This is a genomic window from Vreelandella halophytica, from assembly GCF_968193635.1.
Genome location: NZ_OZ309107.1, coordinates 3,242,524 through 3,267,168 on the forward strand (window position 1 = coordinate 3,242,524; position 24,645 = coordinate 3,267,168).

General features: G+C 63.6%; 30 protein-coding genes. 13 read left to right on the forward strand and 17 right to left on the reverse strand.

What is annotated here, in order from left to right; translation table 11 throughout:
* The first annotated feature begins 83 nt into the window (after positions 1–83).
* The 5 genes from dapC (at position 84) to ACWHXT_RS14970 (ending at position 4,352) form a co-directional block, all read left to right on the forward strand.
* Positions 84–1,280, forward strand: coding sequence for a succinyldiaminopimelate transaminase (dapC, locus tag ACWHXT_RS14950; protein WP_447956415.1), 1,197 nt, complete (start codon positions 84–86; stop codon positions 1,278–1,280).
* A gap of 56 nt (positions 1,281–1,336) precedes the next feature.
* Positions 1,337–1,684, forward strand: coding sequence for a Spx/MgsR family RNA polymerase-binding regulatory protein (locus ACWHXT_RS14955; protein ID WP_447956416.1), 348 nt, complete (start codon positions 1,337–1,339; stop codon positions 1,682–1,684).
* A gap of 88 nt (positions 1,685–1,772) precedes the next feature.
* Positions 1,773–2,798 (forward strand): 2,3,4,5-tetrahydropyridine-2,6-dicarboxylate N-succinyltransferase, encoded by a 1,026-nt coding sequence (dapD, locus tag ACWHXT_RS14960; RefSeq protein WP_447956417.1) that lies wholly within the window; start codon positions 1,773–1,775, stop codon positions 2,796–2,798.
* The gene (gene dapE, locus ACWHXT_RS14965) at positions 2,785–3,966 is read left to right on the forward strand and encodes a succinyl-diaminopimelate desuccinylase (protein ID WP_447956418.1); all 1,182 of its coding nucleotides are present in this window, start codon (positions 2,785–2,787) and stop codon (positions 3,964–3,966) included. Before dapD ends, dapE begins: the two co-directional genes overlap by 14 nt.
* The gene (locus ACWHXT_RS14970) at positions 3,963–4,352 is read left to right on the forward strand and encodes a hypothetical protein (protein WP_447956419.1); all 390 of its coding nucleotides are present in this window, start codon (positions 3,963–3,965) and stop codon (positions 4,350–4,352) included. The genes dapE and ACWHXT_RS14970 overlap by 4 nt, the downstream gene beginning before the upstream one ends.
* Positions 4,353–4,419: 67 nt before the next feature.
* Here ACWHXT_RS14970 and ACWHXT_RS14975 read toward each other — a convergent pair whose 3' ends face one another.
* Positions 4,420–4,965, reverse strand: coding sequence for a cold-shock protein (locus tag ACWHXT_RS14975; protein WP_447956420.1), 546 nt, complete (start codon positions 4,963–4,965; stop codon positions 4,420–4,422).
* A 164-nt stretch (positions 4,966–5,129) separates the two neighbouring features.
* Here ACWHXT_RS14975 and ACWHXT_RS14980 point away from each other — a divergent pair, with 164 nt between their 5' ends.
* Positions 5,130–5,378, forward strand: a complete 249-nt coding sequence (locus tag ACWHXT_RS14980) for a SlyX family protein (protein WP_447927078.1) — start codon at positions 5,130–5,132, stop codon at positions 5,376–5,378.
* Between the two features lie 53 nt (positions 5,379–5,431).
* Here ACWHXT_RS14980 and ald read toward each other — a convergent pair whose 3' ends face one another.
* The 7 genes from ald to radC all read right to left on the reverse strand — a co-directional run bounded on the left by ald (position 5,432) and on the right by radC (position 10,772).
* Positions 5,432–6,550 (reverse strand): alanine dehydrogenase, encoded by a 1,119-nt coding sequence (gene ald / locus ACWHXT_RS14985; protein ID WP_447956421.1) that lies wholly within the window; start codon positions 6,548–6,550, stop codon positions 5,432–5,434.
* Between the two features lie 194 nt (positions 6,551–6,744).
* On the reverse strand, positions 6,745–7,179 hold the full coding sequence (locus ACWHXT_RS14990) for an acyl-CoA thioesterase (protein WP_447958055.1): 435 nt from the start codon (positions 7,177–7,179) through the stop codon (positions 6,745–6,747).
* A gap of 45 nt (positions 7,180–7,224) precedes the next feature.
* On the reverse strand, positions 7,225–8,415 hold the full coding sequence (locus ACWHXT_RS14995) for a class I SAM-dependent rRNA methyltransferase (protein ID WP_447927080.1): 1,191 nt from the start codon (positions 8,413–8,415) through the stop codon (positions 7,225–7,227).
* Between the two features lie 39 nt (positions 8,416–8,454).
* Positions 8,455–9,282 carry a bifunctional DNA-formamidopyrimidine glycosylase/DNA-(apurinic or apyrimidinic site) lyase gene (gene mutM, locus ACWHXT_RS15000; protein WP_447956422.1) on the reverse strand — a complete coding sequence of 276 codons (828 nt, stop codon included), beginning with the start codon at positions 9,280–9,282 and terminating at the stop codon, positions 8,455–8,457.
* A gap of 160 nt (positions 9,283–9,442) precedes the next feature.
* Positions 9,443–9,598, reverse strand: coding sequence for a 50S ribosomal protein L33 (gene rpmG / locus ACWHXT_RS15005; protein ID WP_394582617.1), 156 nt, complete (start codon positions 9,596–9,598; stop codon positions 9,443–9,445).
* Positions 9,599–9,634: 36 nt separating this feature from the next.
* Complete coding sequence (gene rpmB, locus ACWHXT_RS15010) at positions 9,635–9,871, reverse strand: 50S ribosomal protein L28 (RefSeq protein ID WP_447529991.1); 237 nt, start codon at positions 9,869–9,871, stop codon at positions 9,635–9,637.
* 226 nt (positions 9,872–10,097) lie between these two features.
* Positions 10,098–10,772 (reverse strand): RadC family protein, encoded by a 675-nt coding sequence (radC, locus tag ACWHXT_RS15015; RefSeq protein WP_447927082.1) that lies wholly within the window; start codon positions 10,770–10,772, stop codon positions 10,098–10,100.
* A 185-nt stretch (positions 10,773–10,957) separates the two neighbouring features.
* Here radC and coaBC point away from each other — a divergent pair, with 185 nt between their 5' ends.
* From coaBC to slmA, 5 genes are all read left to right on the forward strand, one after another.
* Positions 10,958–12,232: a bifunctional phosphopantothenoylcysteine decarboxylase/phosphopantothenate--cysteine ligase CoaBC gene (coaBC, locus tag ACWHXT_RS15020; RefSeq protein ID WP_447956423.1), complete on the forward strand. Its 1,275-nt coding sequence runs from the start codon at positions 10,958–10,960 to the stop codon at positions 12,230–12,232.
* Positions 12,229–12,684: a dUTP diphosphatase gene (gene dut, locus ACWHXT_RS15025; protein ID WP_447956424.1), complete on the forward strand. Its 456-nt coding sequence runs from the start codon at positions 12,229–12,231 to the stop codon at positions 12,682–12,684. The genes coaBC and dut overlap by 4 nt, the downstream gene beginning before the upstream one ends.
* A gap of 11 nt (positions 12,685–12,695) precedes the next feature.
* Positions 12,696–14,078 (forward strand): phosphomannomutase/phosphoglucomutase, encoded by a 1,383-nt coding sequence (locus ACWHXT_RS15030; RefSeq protein WP_447956425.1) that lies wholly within the window; start codon positions 12,696–12,698, stop codon positions 14,076–14,078.
* Positions 14,079–14,162: 84 nt separating this feature from the next.
* Positions 14,163–15,062, forward strand: coding sequence for an acetylglutamate kinase (gene argB, locus ACWHXT_RS15035; protein WP_447927086.1), 900 nt, complete (start codon positions 14,163–14,165; stop codon positions 15,060–15,062).
* 18 nt (positions 15,063–15,080) lie between these two features.
* On the forward strand, positions 15,081–15,689 hold the full coding sequence (slmA, locus tag ACWHXT_RS15040) for a nucleoid occlusion factor SlmA (protein ID WP_447927087.1): 609 nt from the start codon (positions 15,081–15,083) through the stop codon (positions 15,687–15,689).
* 121 nt (positions 15,690–15,810) lie between these two features.
* On the opposite strand, the gene rpoH is transcribed toward slmA, so the two are convergent.
* From rpoH to ftsY, 4 genes are all read right to left on the reverse strand, one after another.
* Positions 15,811–16,677 carry an RNA polymerase sigma factor RpoH gene (rpoH, locus tag ACWHXT_RS15045; RefSeq protein ID WP_447927088.1) on the reverse strand — a complete coding sequence of 289 codons (867 nt, stop codon included), beginning with the start codon at positions 16,675–16,677 and terminating at the stop codon, positions 15,811–15,813.
* Between the two features lie 179 nt (positions 16,678–16,856).
* Complete coding sequence (ftsX, locus tag ACWHXT_RS15050; RefSeq protein ID WP_447927089.1) at positions 16,857–17,915, reverse strand: permease-like cell division protein FtsX; 1,059 nt, start codon at positions 17,913–17,915, stop codon at positions 16,857–16,859.
* Entirely contained in the window at positions 17,912–18,580 is a 669-nt protein-coding gene (gene ftsE, locus ACWHXT_RS15055; protein WP_447956426.1) for a cell division ATP-binding protein FtsE, read from the reverse strand. Before ftsE ends, ftsX begins: the two co-directional genes overlap by 4 nt.
* Positions 18,577–20,067: a signal recognition particle-docking protein FtsY gene (gene ftsY / locus ACWHXT_RS15060; protein WP_447956427.1), complete on the reverse strand. Its 1,491-nt coding sequence runs from the start codon at positions 20,065–20,067 to the stop codon at positions 18,577–18,579. Before ftsY ends, ftsE begins: the two co-directional genes overlap by 4 nt.
* 89 nt (positions 20,068–20,156) lie before the next feature.
* Here ftsY and rsmD point away from each other — a divergent pair, with 89 nt between their 5' ends.
* A complete protein-coding gene (gene rsmD, locus ACWHXT_RS15065) occupies positions 20,157–20,771 on the forward strand; it encodes a 16S rRNA (guanine(966)-N(2))-methyltransferase RsmD (RefSeq protein ID WP_447956428.1) in 615 nt (204 codons plus the stop codon).
* 80 nt (positions 20,772–20,851) lie between these two features.
* Positions 20,852–21,046, forward strand: a complete 195-nt coding sequence (locus tag ACWHXT_RS15070; RefSeq protein ID WP_447530003.1) for a cell division protein ZapB — start codon at positions 20,852–20,854, stop codon at positions 21,044–21,046.
* On the opposite strand, the gene rimI is transcribed toward ACWHXT_RS15070, so the two are convergent.
* From rimI to ACWHXT_RS15095, 5 genes are all read right to left on the reverse strand, one after another.
* Positions 21,043–21,492, reverse strand: coding sequence for a ribosomal protein S18-alanine N-acetyltransferase (gene rimI / locus ACWHXT_RS15075; protein WP_447956429.1), 450 nt, complete (start codon positions 21,490–21,492; stop codon positions 21,043–21,045). The two genes, ACWHXT_RS15070 and rimI, sit on opposite strands and share 4 nt — an antisense overlap.
* Complete coding sequence (locus tag ACWHXT_RS15080) at positions 21,489–22,328, reverse strand: hypothetical protein (protein WP_447956430.1); 840 nt, start codon at positions 22,326–22,328, stop codon at positions 21,489–21,491. The genes rimI and ACWHXT_RS15080 overlap by 4 nt, the downstream gene beginning before the upstream one ends.
* Positions 22,325–22,633 (reverse strand): BolA family protein, encoded by a 309-nt coding sequence (locus ACWHXT_RS15085; RefSeq protein WP_447530006.1) that lies wholly within the window; start codon positions 22,631–22,633, stop codon positions 22,325–22,327. Before ACWHXT_RS15085 ends, ACWHXT_RS15080 begins: the two co-directional genes overlap by 4 nt.
* Positions 22,634–22,674: 41 nt before the next feature.
* The gene (locus ACWHXT_RS15090; protein ID WP_447956431.1) at positions 22,675–24,075 is read right to left on the reverse strand and encodes an MFS transporter; all 1,401 of its coding nucleotides are present in this window, start codon (positions 24,073–24,075) and stop codon (positions 22,675–22,677) included.
* Between the two features lie 101 nt (positions 24,076–24,176).
* Positions 24,177–24,563 carry a hypothetical protein gene (locus ACWHXT_RS15095; RefSeq protein ID WP_447530008.1) on the reverse strand — a complete coding sequence of 129 codons (387 nt, stop codon included), beginning with the start codon at positions 24,561–24,563 and terminating at the stop codon, positions 24,177–24,179.
* Positions 24,564–24,645 lie beyond the last annotated feature (82 nt).

Sequence of the window (24,645 nt, forward strand, 5' to 3'; positions counted from 1 at the left end):
TATGTTTGAGCAAGCCCTGGGGGTTGCCTATAATCGGTAGCTGACAATTTTCAGCCGCCGCCCAGGCCCGCCACGGACCCGCCATGAATCCTGATCTTAACGCGCTGCATCCCTATCCGTTCGAGAAGCTGGCCACGCTGAAAAAGGGGCTGACACCCCCCGCCGAGCTCGATCCCATTGCGCTCACCATCGGCGAGCCCCAGCATGCCCCGTTCAAGGGGGCGCTGGAGGCGCTAACGGCGTATCAGCACGAAATGGCCCGCTACCCGGCGACCAACGGCCTGCTCGCGCTTCGTGAAAGCATCGCCAACTGGGCGGCCAGGCGTTTCCACCTTACGGGCCTGGACGCGGATCGCGAGATCGTGCCGGTCAACGGTACCCGCGAGGCGATATTCGCCTTCGTGCAAGCCGCCCTCGATCGCAGCCGGCCAGCCAAAGTCGCGGTGCCCAATCCGTTTTATCAGATTTACGAAGGCGCCACGCTGCTCGCTGGCGGCGAGCCGCACTACCTGGCCTGCACCGCGGAAAACGGCTTTCGCCCGGATTACGCCCAGGTGGACGCCGCCACCTGGCAGGACGTTCAGATCGTGTTTATCTGCTCGCCGGGCAACCCCACCGGCGCGGTCACCCCGCTTGCCGAGTTCAAACAGCTGATCGAACTGGCCGACGAGCACGATTTCATCATCGCATCAGACGAGTGCTACTCCGAGCTCTATCTCGACGAAGACACGCCGCCCCCGGGGCTACTACAAGCCTGCGCCGAGCTTGGCCGTTTTGATTATCGCCGCTGCGTGGTGTTTCACTCGCTCTCCAAGCGCTCGAACCTGCCGGGGCTTCGCTCCGGGTTCGTGGCCGGCGACGCCGAACTTCTGGCCCCGTTCAAGCGCTACCGCACCTACCACGGCTCGGCCATGTCGCTGCCGCTTCAACACGCCTCGATCGCGGCCTGGCAGGACGAGGCGCACGTGCGCGCCAACCGCGACGCGTATCGAGAAAAATTCAGCGCCGTAACCGAGGTGCTGGCCCCGGTGATGGATTTTCCCACGCCCGAGGCAAGCTTTTACCTTTGGCCCGCCGTGCCCGGCGGTGACGACATCGCTTTCATGCAGCGCCTGTTTCGCGAAGAGCACGTAAGCGTGCTGCCGGGCAGTTTGATGGGCCGCGCCGATGCCAACGGCCACAACCCAGGCGCGGGCCGGCTGCGCCTGGCACTGGTCGCCGAGTTAGCGCCCACGCTCGAGGCGGCGCACCGGCTGCGCCGGATGATCGAGCGCGGCTAGCGCTGCGTCGAGCAACCCCCAACGACAACCGCCACGACGCTCAAGGAGACGACTTTATGCTAACGCTTTATGTAATCGACAATTGCGACACCTGCCGTAAAGCGCGCAAGGCGTTGGACGAAAAAGGCCTGGCCTTCAAGACCCACGACCTGCGCAAGGACGGCCTCTCGGCGCCCCTTTTGGAGCATATCCTCGAACAGGTACCGCTGTTGAAGGCGATCAACAAGCAAAGTAAAACCTGGCGCGAACTGCCAGAAGAGGAAAAAGAGGATATCGACGCGACCTCCGGGCGCGAGCTCATTCTCAAGCACCCGACGCTTTTAAAGCGCCCGCTTCTCGAACTCGATAGCCACCAGATCCTGGTAGGTTACAAAGAGGGCGATTACGACACTATTACCCAGTAACGGGTTCACCCAGTAACGGGTTCACCCAGTAACACCTTACTGGTACGCACACCGTTAGATATCGACACACTTGAAAGGAAGACGCTTTATGCTGAGCTTCGCGCTTGGAATCGGCACGCAAAACACTAAAGGCGACTGGCTGGAAATCTACTACCCGGCCCCGCTTTTCAACCCCGCCGAAAGCCTGGTGGCCGCCGCCCAGAAGGCGTTGGACGCCCCGCAAGGCACGCAAGCGATCAGCTTTTTGCCCGAGGACTGCCAGCGTCTTGCCAGCGCCTTGAAGGACGCCGGCGACGCGGAGCAGGCAGCGATTGCCGAGTCCCTTGCCGACAGCAAGCGCCCGCTGGTCGCCATGTTCATCGACACCGACCAGCCGCCGCAAAGCGCCCCGGAGGTATACCTCAAGCTGCACCTGCTTTCGCACCGTTTGGTCAAGCCTCACGGGCTCGACCTGACCGGGATGTTCGGCCTGCTGCGCAACATCGCCTGGTCGAGCGAAGGTGCGATCGATATCGAAGAGCTGCCCGCGCGGCGTTTGAAAGCGCGCCTGGCCGGCCAGCCGCTTTCCGTGGACTGCGTCGACAAGTTCCCGAAAATGACCGACTACGTGGTGCCCAGCGGCGTGCGCATCGGCGACACCGCCCGGGTGCGCCTGGGCGCGTATCTGGGTGAAGGCACCACGGTCATGCACGAAGGGTTCGTCAACTTCAATGCCGGCACCGAAGGCCCGGGCATGATCGAAGGGCGTATCGCCGCGGGCGTGCTCGTGGGTAAAGGCTCGGATCTCGGCGGCGGCTGCTCCACCATGGGCACGCTCTCCGGCGGCGGCAATATCGTCATCAAGGTGGGCGAAGGCTGCCTGATCGGCGCCAACGCCGGTATCGGTATTCCGCTGGGAGACCGCTGTACGGTGGAAGCAGGGCTTTACATCACCGCCGGCACCAAGGTCACGCTGCTCGACGACGAGAAAAACGATGCCGGCGTCGTCGCCGGGCGCGAACTGGCCGGTCTAAACGACCTGCTATTGCGGCGTAATTCGCAAACCGGGCGCGTCGAGTGCTTGACCAACAAGAGTGCGGTTGCGCTGAACGAGGCGCTGCATGCCCATAACTGAGCCGGAGGGGCTGTCGCCCACGCTCGCGCTCGCCTTCGATCTGCTGGGCCGGGCCTCGGTCACCCCGGACGACGAGGGCTGCCAGGCCGTGCTCATCGAGCGCCTCGAGGCGCTCGATTTTCATATCGAGCGCCTGCCCTTTGGCGACGTGGAAAACTTCTGGGCGGTGCGCGGCCATCACGGCCCGGTGCTGGCGTTTGCCGGCCACACCGACGTGGTGCCCAGCGGCCCGCACACCAGTTGGGAGTTCGCGCCCTTTACGCCCTGTATCGACGATCACGGCATGCTTTGCGGGCGCGGCGCGGCAGACATGAAAGGCAGCCTGGCGGCGATGGTCACCGCCGTTGAGCGCTTTGTCGCCCGCTACCCGGACCACCCCGGGCGCATTGCGTTTTTAATCACCGCCGACGAAGAAGGCCCGGCCATCGACGGCACCCGGGCGGTGGTCGAGCACCTTCGCGAGCGCAACGAACGGCTGGACTACTGTATCGTCGGCGAGCCCTCCTCCACCGATACACTGGGCGATGTGATCAAAAACGGCCGGCGCGGTTCACTCGGCGGCGTGCTGCACGTCAAGGGCGTGCAGGGCCATGTCGCCTACCCGCACCTGGCGCAAAACCCGATCCACCAGGCGCTGCCGGCGCTGGATGCCTTGGTGGCCGAGCACTGGGACGCGGGCAACGATTTCTTCCCCGCGACCAGCTTTCAGATATCGAACTTTCGCGCGGGCACCGGGGCCACCAACGTGATTCCCGGCGAGATCGAGGTGGTGTTCAACTTTCGCTACTCCACCGAGGTGACCAGCGAAACGTTGAAGGCGCGTACCGAGGCGATTCTGGCGCGCTTCGGGCTCGACGTTCACATCGAGTGGACGCTCAACGGCGAGCCGTTTTTGACCGCCGAAGGGGCCTTGGTGGATGCGGTGATGCAGGGGGTTAGCGAGATAACCGGCTCTGCGCCGACGCTCTCCACCAGTGGCGGCACCTCGGACGGGCGCTTCATTGCCACCCTGGGCGCCCAGGTAGTCGAGCTCGGCCCGCTCAACGACACGATTCACAAGGCGAACGAGCGCGTGCGCGCAAGCGACCTGGAAACCCTCAGCCGCATCTACGAGGCAACGCTGGGTGCGCTGTTCACGCCCGCCAACGCCCGCGAGGACGACCGATGAGTGAGCGCTTTCCCGATATCGAAGTATACATCGCCAAGCTCGACCTGGAGCGGCTGAACGGCTGGCTTGACCACGTCATCGATGCCGCGCCGCTGGCCCCGGCGGGTAAGCACCAGTGGCGAACCCGCGGCGCACACCAGGGGCAGGTGATTCCTGTACTGGTGATGGACAAAACCGCCGATGGCTTCGCAAGCCTCTGGTTTGACAGCGCCCATACGCCCTGGGAGAACGACCAGGCCTGCGCCCAGGCCGCCGCAGAGGCGCTTGAAACCGAAGTGCGCTGCTCGCTGGGCGGCTGGAGCCCCGGCGACGACCCGGACGCCTTTTGGCAGGTACTGCCCGATGGCCAGCAAGCGCGCATCGCTTGGCCAGACTCCGGACGCTAGCCCAAAACGCCACAGGCCCCGCGATAGCGGGGCCTGTGGTTTGAAGCGAGGCTACTTTAAAGGGCGTTCAGGATTCGATGATGCTTACATCGTCGGCCTGTAGCCCGCGGTCGTTTTGAATCACGTTGTAGCGCACGATCTGGCCTTCGGCCAGCATGCGCGGCCCGCGCCCGCGAATGGCGCGAAAGTGAACGAACACGTCCTCGCCGTTATCACGGGTAATGAAGCCGTAGCCTTTATTGGTATTGAACCACTTGACCTCGCCCTCTTCACGCCCGTCGTTGGGGTCGATCACATCCTCCGGCTCCTCGTCGGCCGGCTCGTGACGCGGCGCGGCTTTGGGCCGGGCCGGTTCAGCGCGAACGGCATCGGCATTGACCACGACCGGCGGTGCAAATGCTGCCGCCGCCAGGGTGCCGACCAGCAAAACGATAAAGCTACCCAGCGCTACCGCAATATACACGCCGGTCGTGCCGATAATGGCAAGTTCTGAAAGCCACTGTTCAGCCAGCGGCGCATCGGTTAAATGAACAAGACCTGCCAACAGCAGCGGCGTAGGAGCTGCGAGTAATACACTGATCAATAAACAACGCACAACAACTTTTGGATTCATAGATAGTAAAAGCTCTCTTGTTGTAGGAGTAACAAACAAAGGAAAATACACGAAACGATTATAGCAACCCGCCCGTAACGCGATAAACGCAAGCGCCACATCGATTTTTTAACGCCGGGCGGGTCAACCGTGTCGAGCATACACTACAAGGTATTGATCTTATCATGCTAAATGAATTATCGCCTGCCGAGCTCAGCCAACGGCTGGAGACGCTGGAAAGCAAGCTCGCCTACCAGGAGCATTGGCTGGACACCCTCGACCAGGCCGTCGCCCAGCAGGAGCGCCGCCTGGAAAAGCTCGAGCAGCTAAGCACATTAATGCGCGACCGCCTGCGCGAGCAGCACCAGGCTTTCAACGACTCATCGAACGAAGAGGCACACCGCCCTGAAGACGATGTGCCCCCGCACTACTAGGCTCTGCCCTTAAATCGTATTGCCAGCAAACACCGGGCTATGAACGCCCCGGGCTAGACGCCGAGCAGTGGCCCGCTGGCGACGTACTCGAGGTCGAAGGCCTCGGCGACCGCCTTGTAGGTAAGCTTGCCGGCGTGCACGTTGAGCCCTGCCGCGAAGTGGTCGTCGTCTCTGAGCGCCTGCTGCCAGCCCTTGTCCGCCAGCGCCAGTACGAAGGGTAGCGTGGCGTTGGTCAGGCCAAGGGTGGAGGTGCGCGCTACCGCCCCGGGCATGTTCGCCACGCAGTAGTGAACGATGCCGTCGACGATATAGGTCGGCTCGGCGTGGGTGGTGGGCCGGCTGGTCTCGAAACAGCCGCCCTGGTCGATGGCGACATCCACCAGTACGCTACCGGGCTTCATGCTCGCAAGCATCTTACGGGTGATCAGCTTGGGCGCCGCCGCCCCCGGGATCAGCACCGCGCCGATGATCATGTCCGAGGTCCTGGCGGCTTCATCCAGCGCATCCGCGGTGGAGTAGACCGTTTTGATGCGCCCCTGGTAGCGGTCGTCCAGGGTCTCCAGCCGGGGAATGGAGCGGTCCAGAATGGTGACGTCCGCGCCGAGGCCAAGCGCCATGCGCGCGGCGTTTTCGCCCACCACGCCGCCGCCGATCACCGTTACCTTACCCGGCGCGACGCCGGGCACGCCGGGTAGCAGCACCCCGGCGCCGCCCTGGGCTTTCTCGAGGCTGTGGGCGCCCGCCTGAACCGCCATGCGCCCGGCCACGGTGCTCATGGGCGCTAAAAGCGGCAGCCCCCCTTTACCATCGACGATGGTTTCATACGCAATGCAGGTCGCGCCGCTTTCGATCAACCCTTGGGTCAGCGTCTTCTCGGCGGCCAGGTGCAGGTAGGTGAAAAGCGTTTGGCCGGGCTTCAAGCGCGCGACCTCCTCGGGTTGAGGCTCCTTCACCTTCAGAATCAGCTCGGCGTTTTGCCAAAGCGCCTCGACGTCGGTTTCGATGCGCGCCCCCGCCGCCTCGAAATCGCCGTCCGCAAACCCGGCGCCCTCGCCGGCGGCCTGCTGAACGCTGACCGTATGGCCGCGCCCGGCCAGCTCACGCGCACCGGTGGGGGTCAGGGCAACGCGATACTCGTGGTTTTTGATCTCTTTAGGAACGGCGATATGCATGGCAGGCCTCGTGAAGGAATCGGGTTATCTTCCTTCATTACAGCACAGTCAGGCCGTACCGCCAGAATCTGGCCCCAAAACAAGAAAAACGCCGTTAAAGGCGTTTTTCAGTAGAAAATTACCGCGTAAACGATGCTTTCACAGCAAAATCCACGCTACTTTTCCAAGCTACTCTCCCAGGCGACCCTCCCACGCTACTCTTCGACGATGGCCGCCCCGTAGATGCGTTGATACTCGTCGGGCAGGCGCTTGGGCCGCCCGTTCGACAGGGCAGCGCACACAAAGCGGGTGCGGGCGTTGAGCAGGGTTTTGTCGTCCGCCTTGCGCTTGAGCTGAAACCGCCGGGTCAGGCTGAAACGCCCGTCGCACTCGATGATCCAGGTGGCCAGCTGTAGCGCATCATCCTCGAACGCCGGGGCAAGGTAGTCGAGCTCGTGGCGGTGTACCACCATGGCCCTATCGAGCGCCCGGTAGCGCGCCAGATCGAGGCCCAGCGCCTCGGAGTGGGCCCAGCTGATTTGCTCGACCCAGCGCAGATACTCGCTGTTGTTGACGTGCTGGTAGGCATCGATGGCGCGCGCGTCAACGGTGATATCCAGCACGAACGGCTTTGGCAGTACCCACTCCATCATCGCTCCTTACTCCGCCGACCTGGCACCATGGTGGCCTATCGCTTAGTCGCGGTAAACGCGCACACCCAGCGCCTTGAGGTACGAGGTCTCGGGAATGGCCGGGTGTACCGGGTGGTCCGGGCCCTGGTGGCCCTGGTAGATCACCTGGCCGTGACGGTCCTGGTGGCGCACCGCGCCCCGCACCACGTCGACCAGCCGATCCTGGGCCAGGTGCATCGAGCACGAGGCCGAGAGCAAGAGCCCGTCGCGGCCCAAAAGGCGCATCGCTTCGCGATTCAGGCGGGCATAGGCGCGCTCGCCGTTGGGGATGTCCTTGCGCTTTTTGATGAACGCCGGCGGGTCGAGAATCACCACGTCGAACTGCTCGCCCTCGGCCTTGAGCGCGGCGAGCGCCTCGAAGGCGTCGCCTTCACCAATGGCCACCTGCTCGTGCACGCCGTTGAGCTCGGCGTTGCGCGCCACCTGCTCGAGGGCCGCGCTGGAGCTATCCACGCACAGCACCTCGCTTGCACCGCTGGCCGCCGCCTGCACGCCCCAGCCGCCCACGTAGCTGAATACGTCCAGCACGCGCTTGCCCGCCACCTGGCCGTTGAGCCACGCCCGGTTGACCCGGTGGTCATAAAACCAGCCGGTTTTTTGGCCGTTCAGCACCGGTACCACGAAGCGCGCGCCGTTCTCCTCGATCAGCACTTCGTCGGGAAGCGTGCCCTTGACCACTTCGACCTGGGCCTCGAGACCTTCCTGGCGGCGGCCGCCGGTGTCGTTACGGAATACGATCACTTCGGGCTTGATGACCTTCTCGAGGGCGTCGACGATCTCCTCGGAAAGCGCCTGCATACCGGCGGTATTGAGCTGGACGACCAGCACATCGCCAAAACGGTCGATCACAAGCCCGGGCAGAAGGTCCCCTTCGCCGTGAATCAAGCGGTAAAAGGGCTTATCGAACATGCGCTGACGCAGTGCCAGCGCCTGGTTGAAGCGGTGGACGAACAGGGACCGGTCCAGGCGCATTTCCGGGTCGCGGGACATGATGCGCGCGCAGATCAGCGAGTGCGGGTTCACGTAGGCCACGCCAATGGCCTTGCCGTTGGAGGCCTCGATCAGCGCGGCTTCGCCAGCGGCGAACTCCTTGAGCGGTGTTTCTTTGGTATCCACCTCGTTGGAGTAGATCCATAGATGCCCCGCCTTCAATCGGCGGTCGGCATTTTTATTCAAGCGCAGGCGTTGGGTCACAGGTGTCTCCAAAAGCATCGGCAAAGCGTAGGGTTAAGTTTAGCGCTGACACCCCGGGCAGAAAACGCTGGCGCGCTGGCCCAGGATGATACGTTTGAGTGGCTGTCCACAGCGCCTGCAGGGCAGCTCCTGGCGCCCGTAAACGTTGAGCCGCTGGGCAAAGTAGCCAGGCTCGCCCTGGCCGCTGACAAAATCGCGAAGCGTGGTGCCGCCCTGGGTGATGGCGGCGGCCAGCACCTCCTTGACCGCTAACGCCAAGTCCTCATAACGCTTACGCGAGATACGCCCGGCGGCGCGGCGCGGATCGATCCCCGCGATGAACAGCGCCTCGGCCGCGTAGATATTGCCCGCCCCGACCACCACGCGGTTATCCATCAAAAACGGCTTGACCGCCACGCGCTTGTGTCTTGAAAGCGTGTAGAGCCACTCGCCGTTGAAGGCCTCACCGAGCGGCTCCGGGCCCAGATGAGCCAGCCGCGGGTCATGGGTGCCGTCGCCGTGCTGCCAGTCGACAAAGCCAAAGCGGCGCGGGTCGTGATAGCGAAGTACGAAGCCATCGGCAGTCACAAGGTCCACGTGGTCGTGCTTTTTGGGCAGGTCGCCGACCCGGGCAACTCGCAGGCTCCCGGACATCCCAAGGTGCCACAAAAGCGTTGCATCACCGGCCGCGCCTGCAAGCGGTATGCGCAAATACTTGGCCCGGCGTGCAACGCTGCCTACCCGCGCGCCGATCAGGCGCGTTTCGAAATCCTCGGGCACCGGTACGCGAAGGCGGCGGTTGCGCACCAGCACCTCGGTAATCTCCTGGCCCTCGATATAGGGTGCGATCCCCAAACGGGTGGTTTCAACCTCGGGCAGCTCGGGCATGGCAACAACCTGTGGTGGCAAAACCTTTCGTCGAAAAATGCCCCAACACTTCGGGGCGCACGACCGCTTTAATAGCGCCATGCACGCAAAAACCCGGCTTTGAGGGCCGGGTTTTCAACAGGCATATGCCTGCGGTGAAAGCCGATCAGCGTAATCGAAATTACTTGATCTTCGCTTCCTTGTAGATAACGTGCTTGCGGATGACCGGGTCGAATTTCTTGAATTCGAACTTGTCCGGGGTGTTCCGCTTGTTCTTGTCGGTGGTGTAGAAGTGGCCTGTACCGGCACTGGACACCAAACGAATCTTGTCGCGCATGGTTCATTCTCCCAAAAAAGTCGGTGCAAAAGCGGCTTAGATAGTGCTGCCGTTTTTACGGATGTCGGCCAGTACCGTTTCGATACCTTTCTTGTCGATGATGCGCATGCCCTTGGAAGAGACGCACAGCTTCACGAAACGGTTTTCGGATTCGACCCAAAAACGGTGCGTGTGAAGGTTCGGCAAGAAACGACGACGCGTCTTACGCTGGGAGTGTGATACGTTATTACCAGTTACCGGACGCTTGCCGGTAACCTGACATACTTTGGACATGAGAGCCTCCAACCGCTTGGCCAGGACATAAGCCTGAGTGTTCAAAACTGTCGGGCAAACCGGAGCAGGGAGGAAGTCGACGCCCGTGAAGGCTTGGCTTTACCCGAATCCGTTATTCAACCCAAGTTTAAAGGTGGCACTTTATACCAGAGCACCCGGCCAACAGCAAGCAAAAGCGTGCCAAAAGGGTCAAAAAGGCCCTTTAAACGGGAAGACGCCAGGCCTTTTAAAGCCAGCCGCGCTCGGCAAAAGAGATTACATCGCCGTCCCCCACCACGAAGTGATCCAGCACGCGAACATCGAAAAGCCCTAGCGCTTGCGTCAAGCGCTCGGTGATGCGTCGGTCAGCGTCGCTGGGCTCGGCCACCCCGGAAGGGTGGTTGTGGGCCAAAATCACCGCGCCCGCGTTGAGTTCCAGGGCGCGTTTGGCAACATCGCGGGGGTACACCGATGCGCTGTCTAGGGTACCGCGAAACAGCGCTTCATAGCGAATGATTCGGTGCTGGGTATCCAAAAAAAGTACCGCGAACTCCTCGTGACCGAGATGCCGTAGCTGGGAGCGCAGGTAGTGGCGCACAAGCGACGGCGAGGTCAAGGCATTGCCCCGAGCAAGCTGAGACGCCAAATGGCGCCTGGAGAGCTCAAGCGTAGCCTGTAGCTGGGCAAACTTGGCCGCCCCTAGCCCGTGGGCCTGGCAAAAGGCGCCCTGGTCGGACTCCAGCAAAGGCCGCAAGCCCCCAAAGCGAGTGAGCAGGTCCCGCGCCAGGTCCACCGCGGAGCGCCCCTTGACCCCTACCCGCAAAAAAATCGCCAGCAGCTCGGCATCGGAAAGTGCCTGGGCGCCCAGCGTTAAAAGCTTTTCTCGCGGACGCTCGCCCTCCGGCCAATGATTGATCCCCATCGTCCCCTCCCCGTGGCGGCCGTGTATTGTTTAATCGCCACTCCATAAAGCTCACTATACCTGGCTTTTACCCTTGGGGTCGAGCATGCCAAAACGCGCCGCCAAATGGTATGGTGAGCCCCTTTGGAGCGGGCCTTGAAGCGCCCGGCTTTTGACTTATTCAGGCGTTGTTCCTGGGGAGTGTTATGGCTTCGATACAGCCCTTGGCGGGTTCGCCGCTGGCAGGCAAGCGCATCCTGCTGGGCGTCAGCGCCGGCATTGCCGCCTATAAAAGTGCCCAGATCATTCGGCTCATCAAGCAGGCCGGCGGCGAGGTGCGCGTGGTGCTGACCGACGGCGCCCAGGCGTTCATCACCCCGCTGACCCTACAGGCGCTTAGCGGCGAGGCGGTGAGAACCTCGCTTTTGGACCCGGACGCCGAGGCCGGCATGGGCCATATCGAACTGGCCCGCTGGGCGGATGCGCTCTTGATCGCGCCGGCCACGGCGGATTTGATCGCCCGCCTGGTCCATGGCCTGGCCGACGACTTACTAACCACGCTAAGCCTTGCCTGCGAGGCGCCAAGGCTGATTGCCCCGGCGATGAACCAGGCGATGTGGCGCCACCCGGCCAGCCAGCGCAACGCCCGGATGCTCGAGGCGGATCAGTGGCAGGTGATTGGGCCCGCCGCCGGCGAGCAGGCCTGCGGCGACGTGGGCCCCGGGCGCATGAGCGAGCCCGACGAAATCGTCGAGGCGCTCGCCAGGCGCATGAGCGCCCCGCCAGCGTTTGCGCAAGCGCACCGCCCCCACGTGGTGATTACCGCCGGCCCCACGCGTGAGGCGCTCGACCCGGTGCGCTATCTCTCCAACCATAGCTCGGGAAAGATGGGCTATGCGCTGGCCGCCGCCGCTTTCGAGGCGGGTTTTCGGGTGACGCTGATCAGTGGGCCGGTGAACCTGCCCACCCCGGCCGGCGTTAGCCGTATCGACGTCGAAAGCGCCCTCGAAATGCACCAACAGGCGCTCGAACTCGCCTCCCAGGCGGCGCTTTTCATCGGCTGCGCGGCGGTGGCGGACTACCGCGCCGAGCACGCCGCCGAGCACAAGTTGAAGAAAACCGACGACAGCGACACGCTCACGATCACCCTGGTGAAAAATCCGGATATCATCGCCGAGGTCGCGGCGCTGCCGAAGGAGGCGCGCCCCTTCGTGGTGGGTTTTGCCGCCGAAACCCGGGACGTGGCTCACTACGCCCGGGACAAGCTTGCGCGCAAGAACCTCGACATGGTGGTGGCCAACGACGTCGCGCAACAAGGCCTGGGCTTTGGCAGCGACGACAATGCGGCGCTGCTCGTCTGGCGCGCCCCCGAGGGCACTGACCAGCTCAGCGCCCCGCCCCAACCCAAAACGGCGCTGGCTCGTTTGATTATCGAAAAAGCGCTTTCCCTGACCGATTCAACCGCTGGAGCCGCCCCATGAGCCGCCCCCCATTGAAGTGCAAGGTGCTCGACGAACGCATGCTGGACTACCTGCCCACCTACGGCTCCGAAGGTGCGGCGGGTATGGACCTGCGCGCCCTGCTCGACGCCCCGCTGACGCTGGCCCCGGGGGATTGCGAGCTGATCCCGACCGGGCTTGCGATCCATATCGAAGACCCAAGCCTTGCCGGCATGATTCTGCCCCGCTCCGGGCTTGGCCATAAGCACGGCATCGTGCTGGGCAACCTGGTAGGCTTGATCGATTCGGACTACCAGGGGGAACTGATGATCTCGGTATGGAACCGCGGCCGGGCGAGCTTCACGCTCGAGCCGTTCGACCGGCTGGCCCAGTATGTTTTGGTGCCGGTGGTTCAGGCCACGCTCGAGGTCGTCGATAGTTTCGAGGACAGTGTGCGCGGCAGCGGCGGCTTTGGCAGCACCGGCAGCCAGTAAGGAGTTCGACCATGACGGTACCCGCTTCGATATTTCGCGCCTACGATATACGCGGCGTCGTCGACGACACCCTGACCGAGGCGACCACCGCGCTGATCGGCCAGGCGATTGGCAGCGCGGCCGCTGCCCGGGGCGAGCGTACGGTCATCGTCGCCCGGGACGGGCGCCTTTCCGGGCCGCGGCTACAAAAGGCGCTCATCACGGGACTTTTGAGCGCCGGTGCCGACGTCGTCGATATCGGCATGGTGCCGACACCGGTGCTCTATTTTGCCACTCATACGCTGGGGGTGGGCCGCTCCGGGGTGATGGTCACCGGCAGCCACAACCCGCCGGCGTACAACGGCTTCAAGATCGTACTGGGCGGCGAGACGCTCTCCAGCGACACCATTACCGCGCTCTACCAGCGCATCGTCGATGGCGCGCTCGATGAGGGCGAAGGCCGCTACCGTGAAGTCGACGTACGCGCGGCGTATCTCGAACGCATTCTTGGCGATGTGAGCGTGACGCGCCCGCTACACGCCGTCGTGGACTGCGGCAACGGCGTGGCCGGCGAGCTCGGCCCCGAGCTGATCCGCCGGCTCGGCGTTCAGACCACGCCGCTTTTCGACGAGATCGATGGCCACTTTCCCAACCACCACCCGGACCCGGGCAAGCCGGAGAACCTCGTCTCGTTGATCGAGGAGGTCGAGCGGCGCGGCGCGGATATAGGACTTGCCTTCGACGGTGACGGCGACCGGCTGGGTGTGGTGACGCCGCGCGGGCGCATGATCTACCCGGATCATCTTCTGGCGTTGTTCGCCACCGACATGCTCACCCGCCACCCGGGCGCCGGGGTGGTGTTCGACATCAAGTGCAGCCGCACCCTTCCCCGCGTCATTCTGGACGCCGGCGGCGAGCCGGAGATGTGGCGCACCGGGCATTCGCTGATCAAGGCGCGCATGATCGAAACCGGGGCGCAGCTGGGGGGCGAAATGAGCGGGCACATTTTCTTCAAGGAGCGCTGGTACGGCTTCGACGACGGCCTCTACGCCGCCGCCCGCCTTTTGGAGATTCTGGCAGCCGGCCCCCTTGATGCGGACGCACTGTTTGAGCGTTTTCCCCAGGAATTCAGCACGCCGGAGATCAACCTGCCGGTGGCGGATGAAGAAAAGTTTGGCCTAGTGGAAGTGCTTGCCAGAGATGGCGACTTCGGCGAAGGTATCAAGACCACGATCGACGGCATACGCGTGGACTATCCGGAAGGCTTTGGGCTTTGCCGGGCGTCGAACACCACACCGGCGCTGGTGCTTCGCTTCGAAGGGGAGAGCGAAGCGGCCCTGGCCGATATACAAGCGCGCTTTGCCCGCGCTCTTGCCCGCGCCGCCCCCGCGCTCGATACCGGCCCCATCCGTTAGCCTATCGCGTCACACAGAGCGCGCTTTAAAAGCGCGCCATAAAGGCCCAAGCGCCGCTAAAAAATCAACGCAAGGGATAAAGCAATGAATGCGAACACCCACGACCCCCGGGTCGTCGTGGAGGTGCTGTCCGAAGCGCTTCCCTATATTCAGCAATTTTCCGGCAAAACGGTCGTCGTGAAGTATGGCGGCAACGCCATGACCGAAGACACGCTGATCAACTCCTTCGCCCGCGACATCGTGCTGATGAAAGAGGTCGGCATCAACCCGGTGGTGGTTCACGGCGGCGGCCCGCAAATCGGAAGCCTTTTGGAAAAACTCAACATCGAGTCGCGCTTCGTCAACGGAATGCGCGTCACCGACGCCGAGACCATGGACGTCGTCGAAATGGTGCTGGGGGGGCTGGTCAATAAAAGCATCGTCAATTTGATCAACCAAAGCGGCGGCAAGGCGATCGGGCTGACCGGCAAGGACGGCGCCCAGATTCGCGCCCGCCAGCTCAAGGTCGAGCATAAAAGCCCGGAAATGACCGCCCCGGAAATCATCGATATCGGCCACGTCGGCGAGGTCGAGTCGATCTCCACCGACCTGATCGAAATGCTCGCCCAGCGCGATTTCATTCCCGTGATCGCGCCGATCGGCGTGGACGATGCGGGCCACAGCTATAACATCAACGCCGATTTGGTGGCGGGCAAGCTCGCCGAGGCGCTCAGCGCCGAAAAGCTGATGCTGTTGACCAACGTGGCGGGGCTGATGAACGGCAAAGGCGAGGTGCTGACCGGGCTGACGACGCGCCAGGTCGACGAGCTGATCGCCGATGGCACGATCCACGGCGGGATGCTGCCGAAAATACGCTGCGCGCTGGATGCCGTAAAAGGCGGCGTCGTCAGTGCGCAGATCGTCGACGGCCGCGTGCCTCACGCCATCCTGCTCGAGATATTCACCAAGGCAGGCGTGGGCACCTTGATCAGTGACGCAGGCTAAGCACAAGGGATCAGCACCATGAGCGATGACAATAAACCTCGCCGCCGCGAACAGATCCTGCAGGCACTGGCCATCATGCTCGAAGAGGACAGCGGCAAGCGCATCACCACCGCTGCCCTGGCCCGCCAGGTCGGCGTGTCCGAGGCGGCGCTCTACCGCCACTTTCCGAGCAAGGCGCGGATGTTCGAAGGCTTGATCGACTATATCGAAGAAAACGTGTTCGCGCGCATTACGCGCATTCTCGAGGACATTCCCGAAGCCGAGCGCCGCTGCGCGACGATTCTCTCGCTGCTGCTGGGCTTTGCCGAGAAAAACCCCGGGCTTGCCCGGGTGCTCGGCGGCGATGTCCTGACCGGCGAAACCGCCCGCCTGCGACAGCGTGTTCATCAGCTGTTCGAGCGTCTGGAAACCCAGTTCAAGCAGATTCTGCGCGAGGCCGAGATCCGCGAAGGACTTCGCCCGACGATTACCGCCTCGGCGGCGGCGAACCTGCTGATCACCCAGGCCGAGGGGCGCATATCGCAGTACGTACGCAGCGATTTCAAGCGCGCCCCCACCGAGTACTGGGAGGACCAGTGGCCGCTGATCGCAAGCGGGCTTTTGCGGGAGATCGCCCAGCCCGCCTAACCGCGTTTTGAGCGCATAAAAAAGCCCCGGCGATGAGCCGGGGCTTTTTATTTCAAGGGCTTTGCATTTCAAGGACCTTGCATTTCAAGCGCTTTGCTTTTCGGGGGCTTTCAGCGCCGCCCTAGGCTGCCACGCCCTCGCCCATCTTCAGACGAAGCTTTTTCATGGCGTTCTTTTCGAGCTGGCGGATACGCTCGGCGCTGACGCCGTAGACATCGGCCAAATCATGAAGCGTCGACTTGTCATCGGTCAGCCAACGGCGCTGAAGGATGTCCCTGGAGCGCTCGTCGAGCTCCTTGAGCGCGCCCTGAAGACGGCGCGTGGAGTCCTCTTCGAAGTCGCTGTCCTCGAGCTGGGTGGCCGGGTCGAGGGTGGCGTCGTCGAGAAACTGCGACGGGGACTGGTAGGGGCTATCTTCGTCGTCGCTTGGCGAGGCGTCGAAGCCCGCGTCGAACGCCGAAAGGCGGCCTTCCATATCGCGCACGATCTCGGGTTTGACGTCCAGATCCTTGGCAATCGCGTCGACTTCGTCGTTGTTCAACCAGGCCAGGCGCTTTTTGGCGCTACGCAGGTTGAAGAACAGCTTGCGCTGCGCTTTGGTCGTGGCGATCTTGACGATCCGCCAGTTGCGCAGCACGAACTCGTGAATCTCGGCCTTGATCCAGTGAACCGCGAAGGAGACCAGGCGCACGCCCTGATTGGGGTCGAAGCGCTTGACGGCCTTCATCAGGCCTACGTTACCTTCCTGGATCAGGTCGGCCTGGGCCAACCCGTAGCCCGAGTAGCTGCGCGCGATGTGTACCACAAAGCGCAGGTGCGACATGACCAGACGCCGCGCCGCTTCGAGATCACCGTCGTCGTGAAGGCGGAACGCAAGCTCGCGCTCCTCCTCGACGGTGAGTACGGAGATGCCGTTAACCGCTTGAATATAGCCGCCCAGGTCATTGCCTGGAGAGAGCTGCCCCACCGGTAGAAGACTAGTACCCATGCTGATGGTCTCCTCGTTACCAATCCTGGTTGACCTGCTATCGTCATCAACATGATCCATCGCGCGGCTCACGATCGACATAGCGGTGTCAGCGTTGTCGCTATGACAGCAACCAATGTATAAGGTTCATATAACCCGGGCCATGGCTCGAGCCGGGTGGCGCACCCGCGCTAAAAAACCTAGCGCGGGCGAATGCTGGATAGGTGGCGCGACACGGCAAGCCATGCCCCCAGCCAGCCCAATAGTGTACTGCAGAATAGCAAAATTGTAGAGCCCGTCACATCCAACTGCGGCAATGTGAAGCTCGCCCCGTAGCTTGCCGCCAGCGCCGCCACCGGCATCGACAGCCAGTGGTTACCCAGCGCCAGCAGCAATAGCGCAATCAAGCCCCCACCAAAGCCGTACCAGGCCCCGCTGTACAAAAAGGGCCGGCGCACGAAAGCGTGAGTGGCGCCGATCAGCATGACCACCTCGATCTCCCGGCGACGGCTCTCCACGGAAAGGCGAATGGTATTGCCCACCACCAGCAAAACCCCAAAGCCGAACAGCACGGCCAGCGCCAGCGCCACCCGCCGCCCCAGGTCCGCCAGGTGGCGAAGCCGTTCTACCCAGGCCAAATCCACGCGCACTTCATCGACCCCCGACAAACCTTCCAGGCGCCCGGCGAGTTGCTCCATGGCCAGCGGCTCGACGCTTTGCGGGTTGATCACGATGCTTGCGGGCAGCGGGTTCTCCTCGAGGCCCATCAGCGTATCGTCGAGGCCCAGCGAGCGCTGAAACGCCGCCATGCCCTCCTCGGCGCTGATCAGCCGGGTCTGTAGCACGCCCTGTTCGGCGCTGACCGCCTCGTCGATACGCGCCGCCTGAGCCGGGTCCACCTCGGTTTGCAAGTAAACGGTAAGCGTGGCGCTTTCGTCGAGTTCGGCGTCGAGCAGCCGCGCGCTATCCAGCGTCAGCCAAAGCGCGGCGGGCAGCACCAGCGCAATGGCGATGGCCAGCATCGTGAGTACGTTGCCCAAGGGGTGGCGCACCAGTCGATAAAGGCTGTCACCGAGCATGGCCCGGTGGTGGCGGCCCCAGGCGCGCAACCGGCTGCCCAACCCCGGGCCCGTGGCGCGGGGCTTGGGCGGGCGCGGCGCGGCTGCCTTATGGGGAGTACTGGCGTGCCCGGCGGCCGGTCGGCTGACCGCGCCGGTGCGGCGAGCGGGGCCGCTGGGGGGCGTTGTCCGGCGCGTCATACTGCCCCCTCGTCGGCGATCAGGCGGCCGTCGCGCAGGCGCAGAATACGGTGGCGTAGCCTGGCGATCAGCGCCAGGTCGTGGCTTGCGATCATGACCGTAGTGCCGATGCGATTGAAGTCTTCGAACAGCCCCATGATATCCGCGGACAGGTGCGGGTCCAGGTTGCCGGTCGGCTCGTCGGCGAGCAGCAGCGCGGGCTTGTTGACCACCGCCCGGGCGATGCCTACCCGCTGCTGTTCGCCGCCGGAGAGCTCCACGGGGAGCGCTTTCTCGCGGTGCAAAAGCCCTACTTTATCGAGGGCGGCGCGCACCCGGCGCGCGGATTCCCGCGGCTCGAGCCCCTGGATTTCCAGCGGCAGCGCGACGTTGTGATACACGCTGCGATCGAACAGAAGCTGGTGGTCCTGAAAGACCACGCCGATCTGGCGCCGGTAAAACGGCACCTGGCTTGAGTGAAGCCGGGCGATATCGTGGCCGGCCACGACCACCCGCCCACGGCTGGGCCGCTCCAGGCGCATGATCAGGCGTAAAAGCGAGCTTTTACCCGCCCCGGAGTGGCCGGTCAAAAACACCATCTCGCCCTGGCCCACGCGAAAATTGAGATGCGCCAGCGCCTCGAAGCGCCCGCCGTAGCGTTTTCCCACGTGCTCAAACGCGATCATGCGCGGGCGTGGCTCTCGGGCTGGTCGAACAGCGCATTGACGAAATCATCGGCATCGAAAGGACGCAGATCATCCAGGCTCTCGCCAACGCCGATAAAGCGGATCGGGGTATTGAGCTGCTTGGCCAGGGCGAAAATGATCCCGCCCTTGGCGGTGCCGTCGAGCTTGGTCAGCGTAATACCGCTAACCGGCACGGCTTCGTTGAAGGTGCTGGCCTGGGAGATAGCGTTTTGGCCGGTGCCGGCGTCGAGCACCAGCATCACCTCGTGGGGGGCGGCGGTATCGATTTTCTGCATCACCCGGTGGACCTTCTTGAGTTCCTCCATCAGGTGGCTTTTGTTGTGCAGCCGCCCGGCGGTGTCGGCAATCAAAACGTCCACCCCACGGGACTTCGCCGCGCTGACCGCATCGTAGATGACCGAGGCGCTGTCGGCGCCGGTGTGCTGGGCAATCACCGGCACGCTGTTACGCTCGCCCCACACCTTGAGCTGTTCCACCGCCGCGGCGCGGAAGGTGTCACCGGCGGCGAGCATCACGCGTTTACCTTCGCGCTGAAAACGCTGGGTCAGCTTGCCGATGGTGGTGGTCTTGCCCACGCCGTTCACACCGACCACCAAAATGACGAAGGGTCCATCCCCCTCTTTGGTGAAATCGAGCGGTTTGGCGACGGACTCGAGCATGTTGCCAAGCTCTTCTTGCAAGCCCTTGTAGAGCGCAGCCGGGTCCTTGAGCTCCTTGCGCGACACCCGGGCTTGCAGGCGTTCGATAATCGCGGTGGTCGCCTCGATCCCCACGTCGGCCATCAACAGCTGGGTTTCCAGGTCTTCCAAAAGCTCGTCATCGATCTGCTTTTTGCCCAGAAACAGATCCGCCAGACCATCGGTCAGGTTGGCCCGGGTCTTGCCAAGCCCTGATTTGATACGCGCGAAAAAGCCCTGTTTTTCCGCTTTCGCGGCCACCGGCTTTTCCTGGGTGGCGGTCCGGGCCGCGGCTTGGACCGGGGCAGTCTCGGGCTCGGTGGGGGTCGGCTCTACCTCGGGGCCGGCGGGCTGCGGGTCGACCTCGGGGGTACGCGGCGATTCAGGCTCGACCTCGGGCTCCTGAGGCGTAGGCTCGACTTCCGGCTTTTGAGGTTCAGGATCGACCTCAGGCTTTTGCGGCTCGGGGTCTACTTCAGGTTTTTGTGGCTCGGGTTCCACCTCGGGCTTTTGGGGCTCGGGCTCGACTTCCGGCTTTTGCGGCTCGGGCTCCACCTCGGGTTTTTGGGGCTCGGGCTCGACTTCCGGCTCCTGGGGCTTGGGTTCCACCTCGGGCTTCTGCGGCTCGGGCTCTACCTCGGGCGTTTGCGGCTCGGGCTCGACTTCCGGCTGCTGAGGCTCGGGCTCGACTTCGGGCTCCTGCGGGGTCGGGTCCAGGGCGCGCTCTTCTTGAGGCGCCTGGGACTTTTGGGGATCGTGCTTTTTCTTACGTTTCAAGAAACCGAACATGGGGGTATCCAACTAAAAAGGTGAACATTGTGACCATCCTACCACCGCCAACCAAGACTTTGGATAATCGGCCCGCTACAATCAGCCATATGAAACGACAACGCCCTTCACGCAAAACCTCTGCGCCTCGCGACGCATCCAAAGCCCTCGGCAAGCTACGTATTATCGGCGGTGATTACCGCCGCCGCCAGCTTCCGGTGCTCGACCACCCAGGTCTTCGCCCAACGCCCGATCGCGTGCGCGAAACGCTGTTCAACTGGCTGGGGCCAATGCTTGTCGGCAAGCGCGCCCTGGACGTGTTCGCAGGCTCCGGCGCGCTGGGGATCGAGGCGCTTTCGCGCGGGGTCGCCCAGGCGGTGTTCGTCGAGCGTGAGGCCCGCGTGGCCGCGCTGATCGAGCAGAACCTGGCGACCCTGGGCGCCACCAACGCCGAGGTCAAAAGCCAGGATGCCACCGCTTTTCTAGCGGGCGCCTCCACGCCGTTCGACATCGTGTTCATCGACCCGCCGTTTCTAAAAGGCCTGGCCGGGCCGTGCTGTCAGGCGCTGGAAGACGGCGGCTGGCTAAGCGCCGAGGCGTCTATCTACCTGGAAACCGAGCGCGCCTTGACCCCGCAGGTGCCCGCCAACTGGCAGCTTTACCGGGAAACCGCCGCCGGCGAGAGCACCGCGCGGCTTTACCGGCGCACCGCGCTTGCCCAATAGTCAGCACGGCGTTACGCTCGCACTCCCAACGCGTCATTTACTGTGGGCAGGCCCTTCTGCCCCGCTTTTTGGAGGTAGGCATGAGCCTTGAACTATTTAACCAGCTGGAACAGAAAGTCACCGATGCCGTCGAGGCGCTGGAGCTGATGAAGCTCGAAAACGAAGAGCTTCGCAAGGAGAACGCCGAGTACAAGCAAGAGCACGAAGAGTGGGAACGCCGCCTACAGGGCGTGCTGTCGAAATTCGAATCGAGCGACACCTCGGGTTCCGTTTAAGGCTGCGTGTCTAGCGCTGACATTAACAGCGCATCCTCTCGCCCGGCCCCGTTAGCGGCCGGGTAGTAGTTTTTTCGCCGCCCGTCCACGCCAAACCCCGCCGCTTCATAAAGTTTGACCGCCGCCACGTTGTGCTCGCGCACCTCGAGCAGCACCCGCTCGCTTTGCCATGCCCGCGCCTGGTCGAACACCCCCTCCACAAGCGCCCGCCCCAGGCCTTGACCGCGATACGCGCTCAAAACGCCAATGGCCTGCAGCTCGGCCTCGAAGGGAAGCCGCGCGATGAGCGCGTAGCCCACCAGGCGCTGCTGGCGCCATAAGCCCAGCACGACCATGCTCGAATCCGTAAGCGCCTGTTCGAGCGCGCGCTCGCTCGCCCCGCTGCGGGCCTGGGCCTCCAGGGCGACCAGGTCGGTGAGATGCGCAGCAGATAGCGCCTCGATCACGCAGGGCGCTCCGCCGCGCCCTGGGCAAGGCGTAAAAGTTCGGGCCACAGCGCGCGCTTGGCCGCCGCACTCGTGAGCGTATCGAGCGCTGGCCCCTGCCAAACAGGCAGGTCCAGCGTATGGCTTTGACGCTCACGAAGCTCGAGTACCTGGCTTAGCGTGTGGCCACCTTCGCTTGGCTCATCACTCTCCAAGGAGGGCTTCGCCCACCAGAGCAGCCGTTCGAGCTGCCAGCCCTGGCGCCGGGCTGCGCCTTCGATAAAGGCGGCCAAGCCTTCCCGGGCCTCACCCATCGGGTCTTCAGAGGCAAAGGCGTTGGCCACCGGCGGCCAGTTGAAGGTGATCAATTGAGGAAGCGCGCCGTCGATCAGCCCCGCCGCGCTTAGCATGTTGCCTAGCAGTCGCTGCTCGCCGGGGCCAGGCGCGCCCGGGTGCAGGCTCAGCAAGCGCCCGTCGATGCACACGCAAGTCACGGTAAACACCACCGGCTCGGCGTGCGCCACCGGGGTGCTGGCCGGCGCTTTTTCAGGGGCAGGGGCGGGCGCTGGCTCGGCTCGCTCGGGAGGGGCGATATCGCCCAGCAGCGCCCGGGCGGATTTGGGCGGGGTGCTGGCGCCAGGTTCGGGCTCCGCCTGAGTGCTGGCCGGGGCCCTGGGCGGCGCAGCGCTTTGCTCTTCGAGCAGTGCGTGCAGCGCCTGGCGCGGCTCGGCGGCCGCGGCGGGCGCCTCCCATTCGCAGGCCTCGGTGGGCAGGGCGTTGGGCAGCTGGTACCGGCACGCCCAGGCCGTGATGCCCATGGCGTCCAGGTAGTGGCGTCGGCTGGCTTCCGGAGTCACTGCCCGCCGCCGCGACAGTCCGGGGAATTAGGCCGTTCGCTGCCGCGGGCGGCCCACTCCTGGGGGGTATAAAGGTGCAGCGCCAGAGCGTGAACCGGCCCGCCCAGCTCGTCGGCCAGCAGCGCGTAAATCTGCTGGTGACGCTTGACCGGCATCATCGCCTCGAAGCTCTCGGAGACCAGCGTCACTTTGAAGTGGGTCTCGGAATTGGCGGGCACGTTGTGCATGTGGCTTTCGTTCTCTACGCGCAGCACGTCGGGCGAAAGCGCCGTTAATTTCTCTTCGATTTGTGTCTGCAACGTCATGACCGGCCTCCTGGGTGGATAAACGCTTTTATTGTACGCCCTTAGCGGGGCGGCGACGATGCCCGCCGTTCAACGAGCGCGCGACGCGCAAGCGAGATGCGCGATAGGCTGACCGCGAGCGCAAGGCAAGTGGTCAGCGCGCTGAACCAGAGCGTGGCCTGCACCGAAAGCCCCAGCGCCAGCGCCGCCCCGACCACCGCCACGCCGAAGGATTGACCCACGGTGCGCACCGTACTCATCACCCCGGAGACATTCGCGCTTCGCTCGGCGGGCAGGCTCGCCATCATTTCGCGGTTGTTGGGCGGCTGAAATAGCCCGAAGCCGATCCCGCAAAGTGCCGTGCGCCAAAGACTTCCCGCAATGCCGGTGCTTTCATCCACCAGCGCCAGCGCCACTAGCCCGGCAATCAAGAACAAAAGCCCGATACTCGAAATCACGCTGGGGTTGAGCTTATCCGCCAACCGCCCGGCAAGCGGGCCTACCACCATGATGGCCAGCGGCCAGGGCGTGAAGAGCCAAGCGGTTTGAAGCGGCGTGAAGCCCATCTGATTTTGATAGAAAAGTGACAGCGCCACGAAGGTCAGCCCCTGGCCGATGAAGGCAAGCCCCGAGGCGGATACTGCCAGGGTGAAGCGCATCTCGCCAAACAGCACCAGCGGAAGCAGCGGGTAGCGCGCCCGGCGCTGGCGCCTTATGAACAGCGCAGCCGTGGTCAGACATAAAAGCGCCCACGAAAGCCCCTGCCCCGGAGCTGCGTGGCCCAGCGCGTCCATAGCGAGAAAAAAGCTTGCCAGCATAGCCATCGAGCAGAACGCGCCCCACACGTCGAAGCTGCCCTGGCGCGGCGTTTCACGAGGCAAAGCGCGGGCGGCGAACCAGAGCGAGCAGAGCCCCAGCGGCACGTTGAGCGCAAAAAGCCAGGGCCAGTTGGCGAAGGAGAGAATCACCCCGCTAAGCGTGGGCCCGGCGGAGTAGCCCCCGGCGACCACCAGCGCGCTCATCCCCATCGCGCTGCCTAACAGTCGTTTGGGAAAGATGGCCCGGTAGAGCGAGGGCCCGATGGAGAGCGTCGCCGCCGCGCCGAGGCCCTGCAGCGCGCGAAACACCAGCAGCGTTTCAAGGCTTCGTGACAGCGCCGCGCCAATCGACGCCGCCACGAACGTTGCCAGGCCCAACAGGTAGAGCCGCCGCCGAGTGATCAGCTCGCTAAGCGCTGCAAACACCAGCAAAAACGCCGCGCACACCACCTGGAAGATATTGGTGATCCACACCGAGCGCGAGGCCGAGGCGCCCAGGTCCTTGGCGATGGTGGGCAGCGCCAGGTTGATCATGGTGGTGTCCATCACCGCCATGGTGGTGCCGGTCATCAGCGCCAACAGCGCAAGCGCGCGTTCGCGACCGGGCAGGCCGTCATCATTGGGGCGGGTTTCAAACAGTCGCATGGGGCGGGCGTTCCTCTCAAGACCGCTACGGTTAAAGGCCATTACAACGACAAAACCGGCCGGAGCCGGTTTTGTCGTGCAGCGCTGAGTCGAGCCAAGCGCTAGGGCGCGTCGGTCTCGAGGGAGAGCGCGTCCTCGACGTCGGAAATTTCCAGCGCCGTTTCATCATCCAAATCGACGGCCAGGTAGCTGTGCTCGACGTGGAGAAACGATTGGAAAAGCGTCCAGTCCAGCGGCTTGGGCCACTGGCTTTCGTCCTCTTCCCAGGCGCTTAGCTCGGTTTCCAGGATATCGCTGAAGCGCTCGCGCACGAAGGTCTCGAGTGCTTCAGGGGTATCCATTTCGGGAATGAGGTAGATGGTACTTTCACGTTCGACGTCGTCCAGGGTCAGGTCGTCGTCTCCCATGGTGGGTTCCAGCGCATTGATCCAGTCGACAAAGGGCTGGGTCGGCCTGACGCTCAGAGCGGAGCGGTTAAGCAGTTTCATGGGATTCTCCTCGCCGTCGAAACGTTGACCATTATGGGCGCTATAGCGCGCCCTTACCAACTTTTACTAGCGCATTGGCGTT

What these genes read in the sequence shown, in the direction of transcription:
- dapC (WP_447956415.1), top strand. Translation starts at nt 84, where the DNA reads ATGAATCCTGATCTTAACGCGCTGCATCCCTATCCGTTCGAGAAGCTG.
- ACWHXT_RS14955 (WP_447956416.1), top strand. Translation starts at nt 1,337, where the DNA reads ATGCTAACGCTTTATGTAATCGACAATTGCGACACCTGCCGTAAAGCG.
- dapD (WP_447956417.1), top strand. Translation starts at nt 1,773, where the DNA reads ATGCTGAGCTTCGCGCTTGGAATCGGCACGCAAAACACTAAAGGCGAC.
- dapE (WP_447956418.1), top strand. Translation starts at nt 2,785, where the DNA reads ATGCCCATAACTGAGCCGGAGGGGCTGTCGCCCACGCTCGCGCTCGCC.
- ACWHXT_RS14970 (WP_447956419.1), top strand. Translation starts at nt 3,963, where the DNA reads ATGAGTGAGCGCTTTCCCGATATCGAAGTATACATCGCCAAGCTCGAC.
- ACWHXT_RS14975 (WP_447956420.1), bottom strand. Translation starts at nt 4,965, where the DNA reads ATGAATCCAAAAGTTGTTGTGCGTTGTTTATTGATCAGTGTATTACTC.
- ACWHXT_RS14980 (WP_447927078.1), top strand. Translation starts at nt 5,130, where the DNA reads ATGCTAAATGAATTATCGCCTGCCGAGCTCAGCCAACGGCTGGAGACG.
- ald (WP_447956421.1), bottom strand. Translation starts at nt 6,550, where the DNA reads ATGCATATCGCCGTTCCTAAAGAGATCAAAAACCACGAGTATCGCGTT.
- ACWHXT_RS14990 (WP_447958055.1), bottom strand. Translation starts at nt 7,179, where the DNA reads ATGGAGTGGGTACTGCCAAAGCCGTTCGTGCTGGATATCACCGTTGAC.
- mutM (WP_447956422.1), bottom strand. Translation starts at nt 9,282, where the DNA reads ATGCCCGAGCTGCCCGAGGTTGAAACCACCCGTTTGGGGATCGCACCC.
- rpmG (WP_394582617.1), bottom strand. Translation starts at nt 9,598, where the DNA reads ATGCGCGACAAGATTCGTTTGGTGTCCAGTGCCGGTACAGGCCACTTC.
- rpmB (WP_447529991.1), bottom strand. Translation starts at nt 9,871, where the DNA reads ATGTCCAAAGTATGTCAGGTTACCGGCAAGCGTCCGGTAACTGGTAAT.
- radC (WP_447927082.1), bottom strand. Translation starts at nt 10,772, where the DNA reads ATGGGGATCAATCATTGGCCGGAGGGCGAGCGTCCGCGAGAAAAGCTT.
- coaBC (WP_447956423.1), top strand. Translation starts at nt 10,958, where the DNA reads ATGGCTTCGATACAGCCCTTGGCGGGTTCGCCGCTGGCAGGCAAGCGC.
- dut (WP_447956424.1), top strand. Translation starts at nt 12,229, where the DNA reads ATGAGCCGCCCCCCATTGAAGTGCAAGGTGCTCGACGAACGCATGCTG.
- ACWHXT_RS15030 (WP_447956425.1), top strand. Translation starts at nt 12,696, where the DNA reads ATGACGGTACCCGCTTCGATATTTCGCGCCTACGATATACGCGGCGTC.
- argB (WP_447927086.1), top strand. Translation starts at nt 14,163, where the DNA reads ATGAATGCGAACACCCACGACCCCCGGGTCGTCGTGGAGGTGCTGTCC.
- slmA (WP_447927087.1), top strand. Translation starts at nt 15,081, where the DNA reads ATGAGCGATGACAATAAACCTCGCCGCCGCGAACAGATCCTGCAGGCA.
- rpoH (WP_447927088.1), bottom strand. Translation starts at nt 16,677, where the DNA reads ATGGGTACTAGTCTTCTACCGGTGGGGCAGCTCTCTCCAGGCAATGAC.
- ftsX (WP_447927089.1), bottom strand. Translation starts at nt 17,915, where the DNA reads ATGACGCGCCGGACAACGCCCCCCAGCGGCCCCGCTCGCCGCACCGGC.
- ftsE (WP_447956426.1), bottom strand. Translation starts at nt 18,580, where the DNA reads ATGATCGCGTTTGAGCACGTGGGAAAACGCTACGGCGGGCGCTTCGAG.
- ftsY (WP_447956427.1), bottom strand. Translation starts at nt 20,067, where the DNA reads ATGTTCGGTTTCTTGAAACGTAAGAAAAAGCACGATCCCCAAAAGTCC.
- rsmD (WP_447956428.1), top strand. Translation starts at nt 20,157, where the DNA reads ATGAAACGACAACGCCCTTCACGCAAAACCTCTGCGCCTCGCGACGCA.
- ACWHXT_RS15070 (WP_447530003.1), top strand. Translation starts at nt 20,852, where the DNA reads ATGAGCCTTGAACTATTTAACCAGCTGGAACAGAAAGTCACCGATGCC.
- ACWHXT_RS15085 (WP_447530006.1), bottom strand. Translation starts at nt 22,633, where the DNA reads ATGACGTTGCAGACACAAATCGAAGAGAAATTAACGGCGCTTTCGCCC.
- ACWHXT_RS15090 (WP_447956431.1), bottom strand. Translation starts at nt 24,075, where the DNA reads ATGCGACTGTTTGAAACCCGCCCCAATGATGACGGCCTGCCCGGTCGC.
- ACWHXT_RS15095 (WP_447530008.1), bottom strand. Translation starts at nt 24,563, where the DNA reads ATGAAACTGCTTAACCGCTCCGCTCTGAGCGTCAGGCCGACCCAGCCC.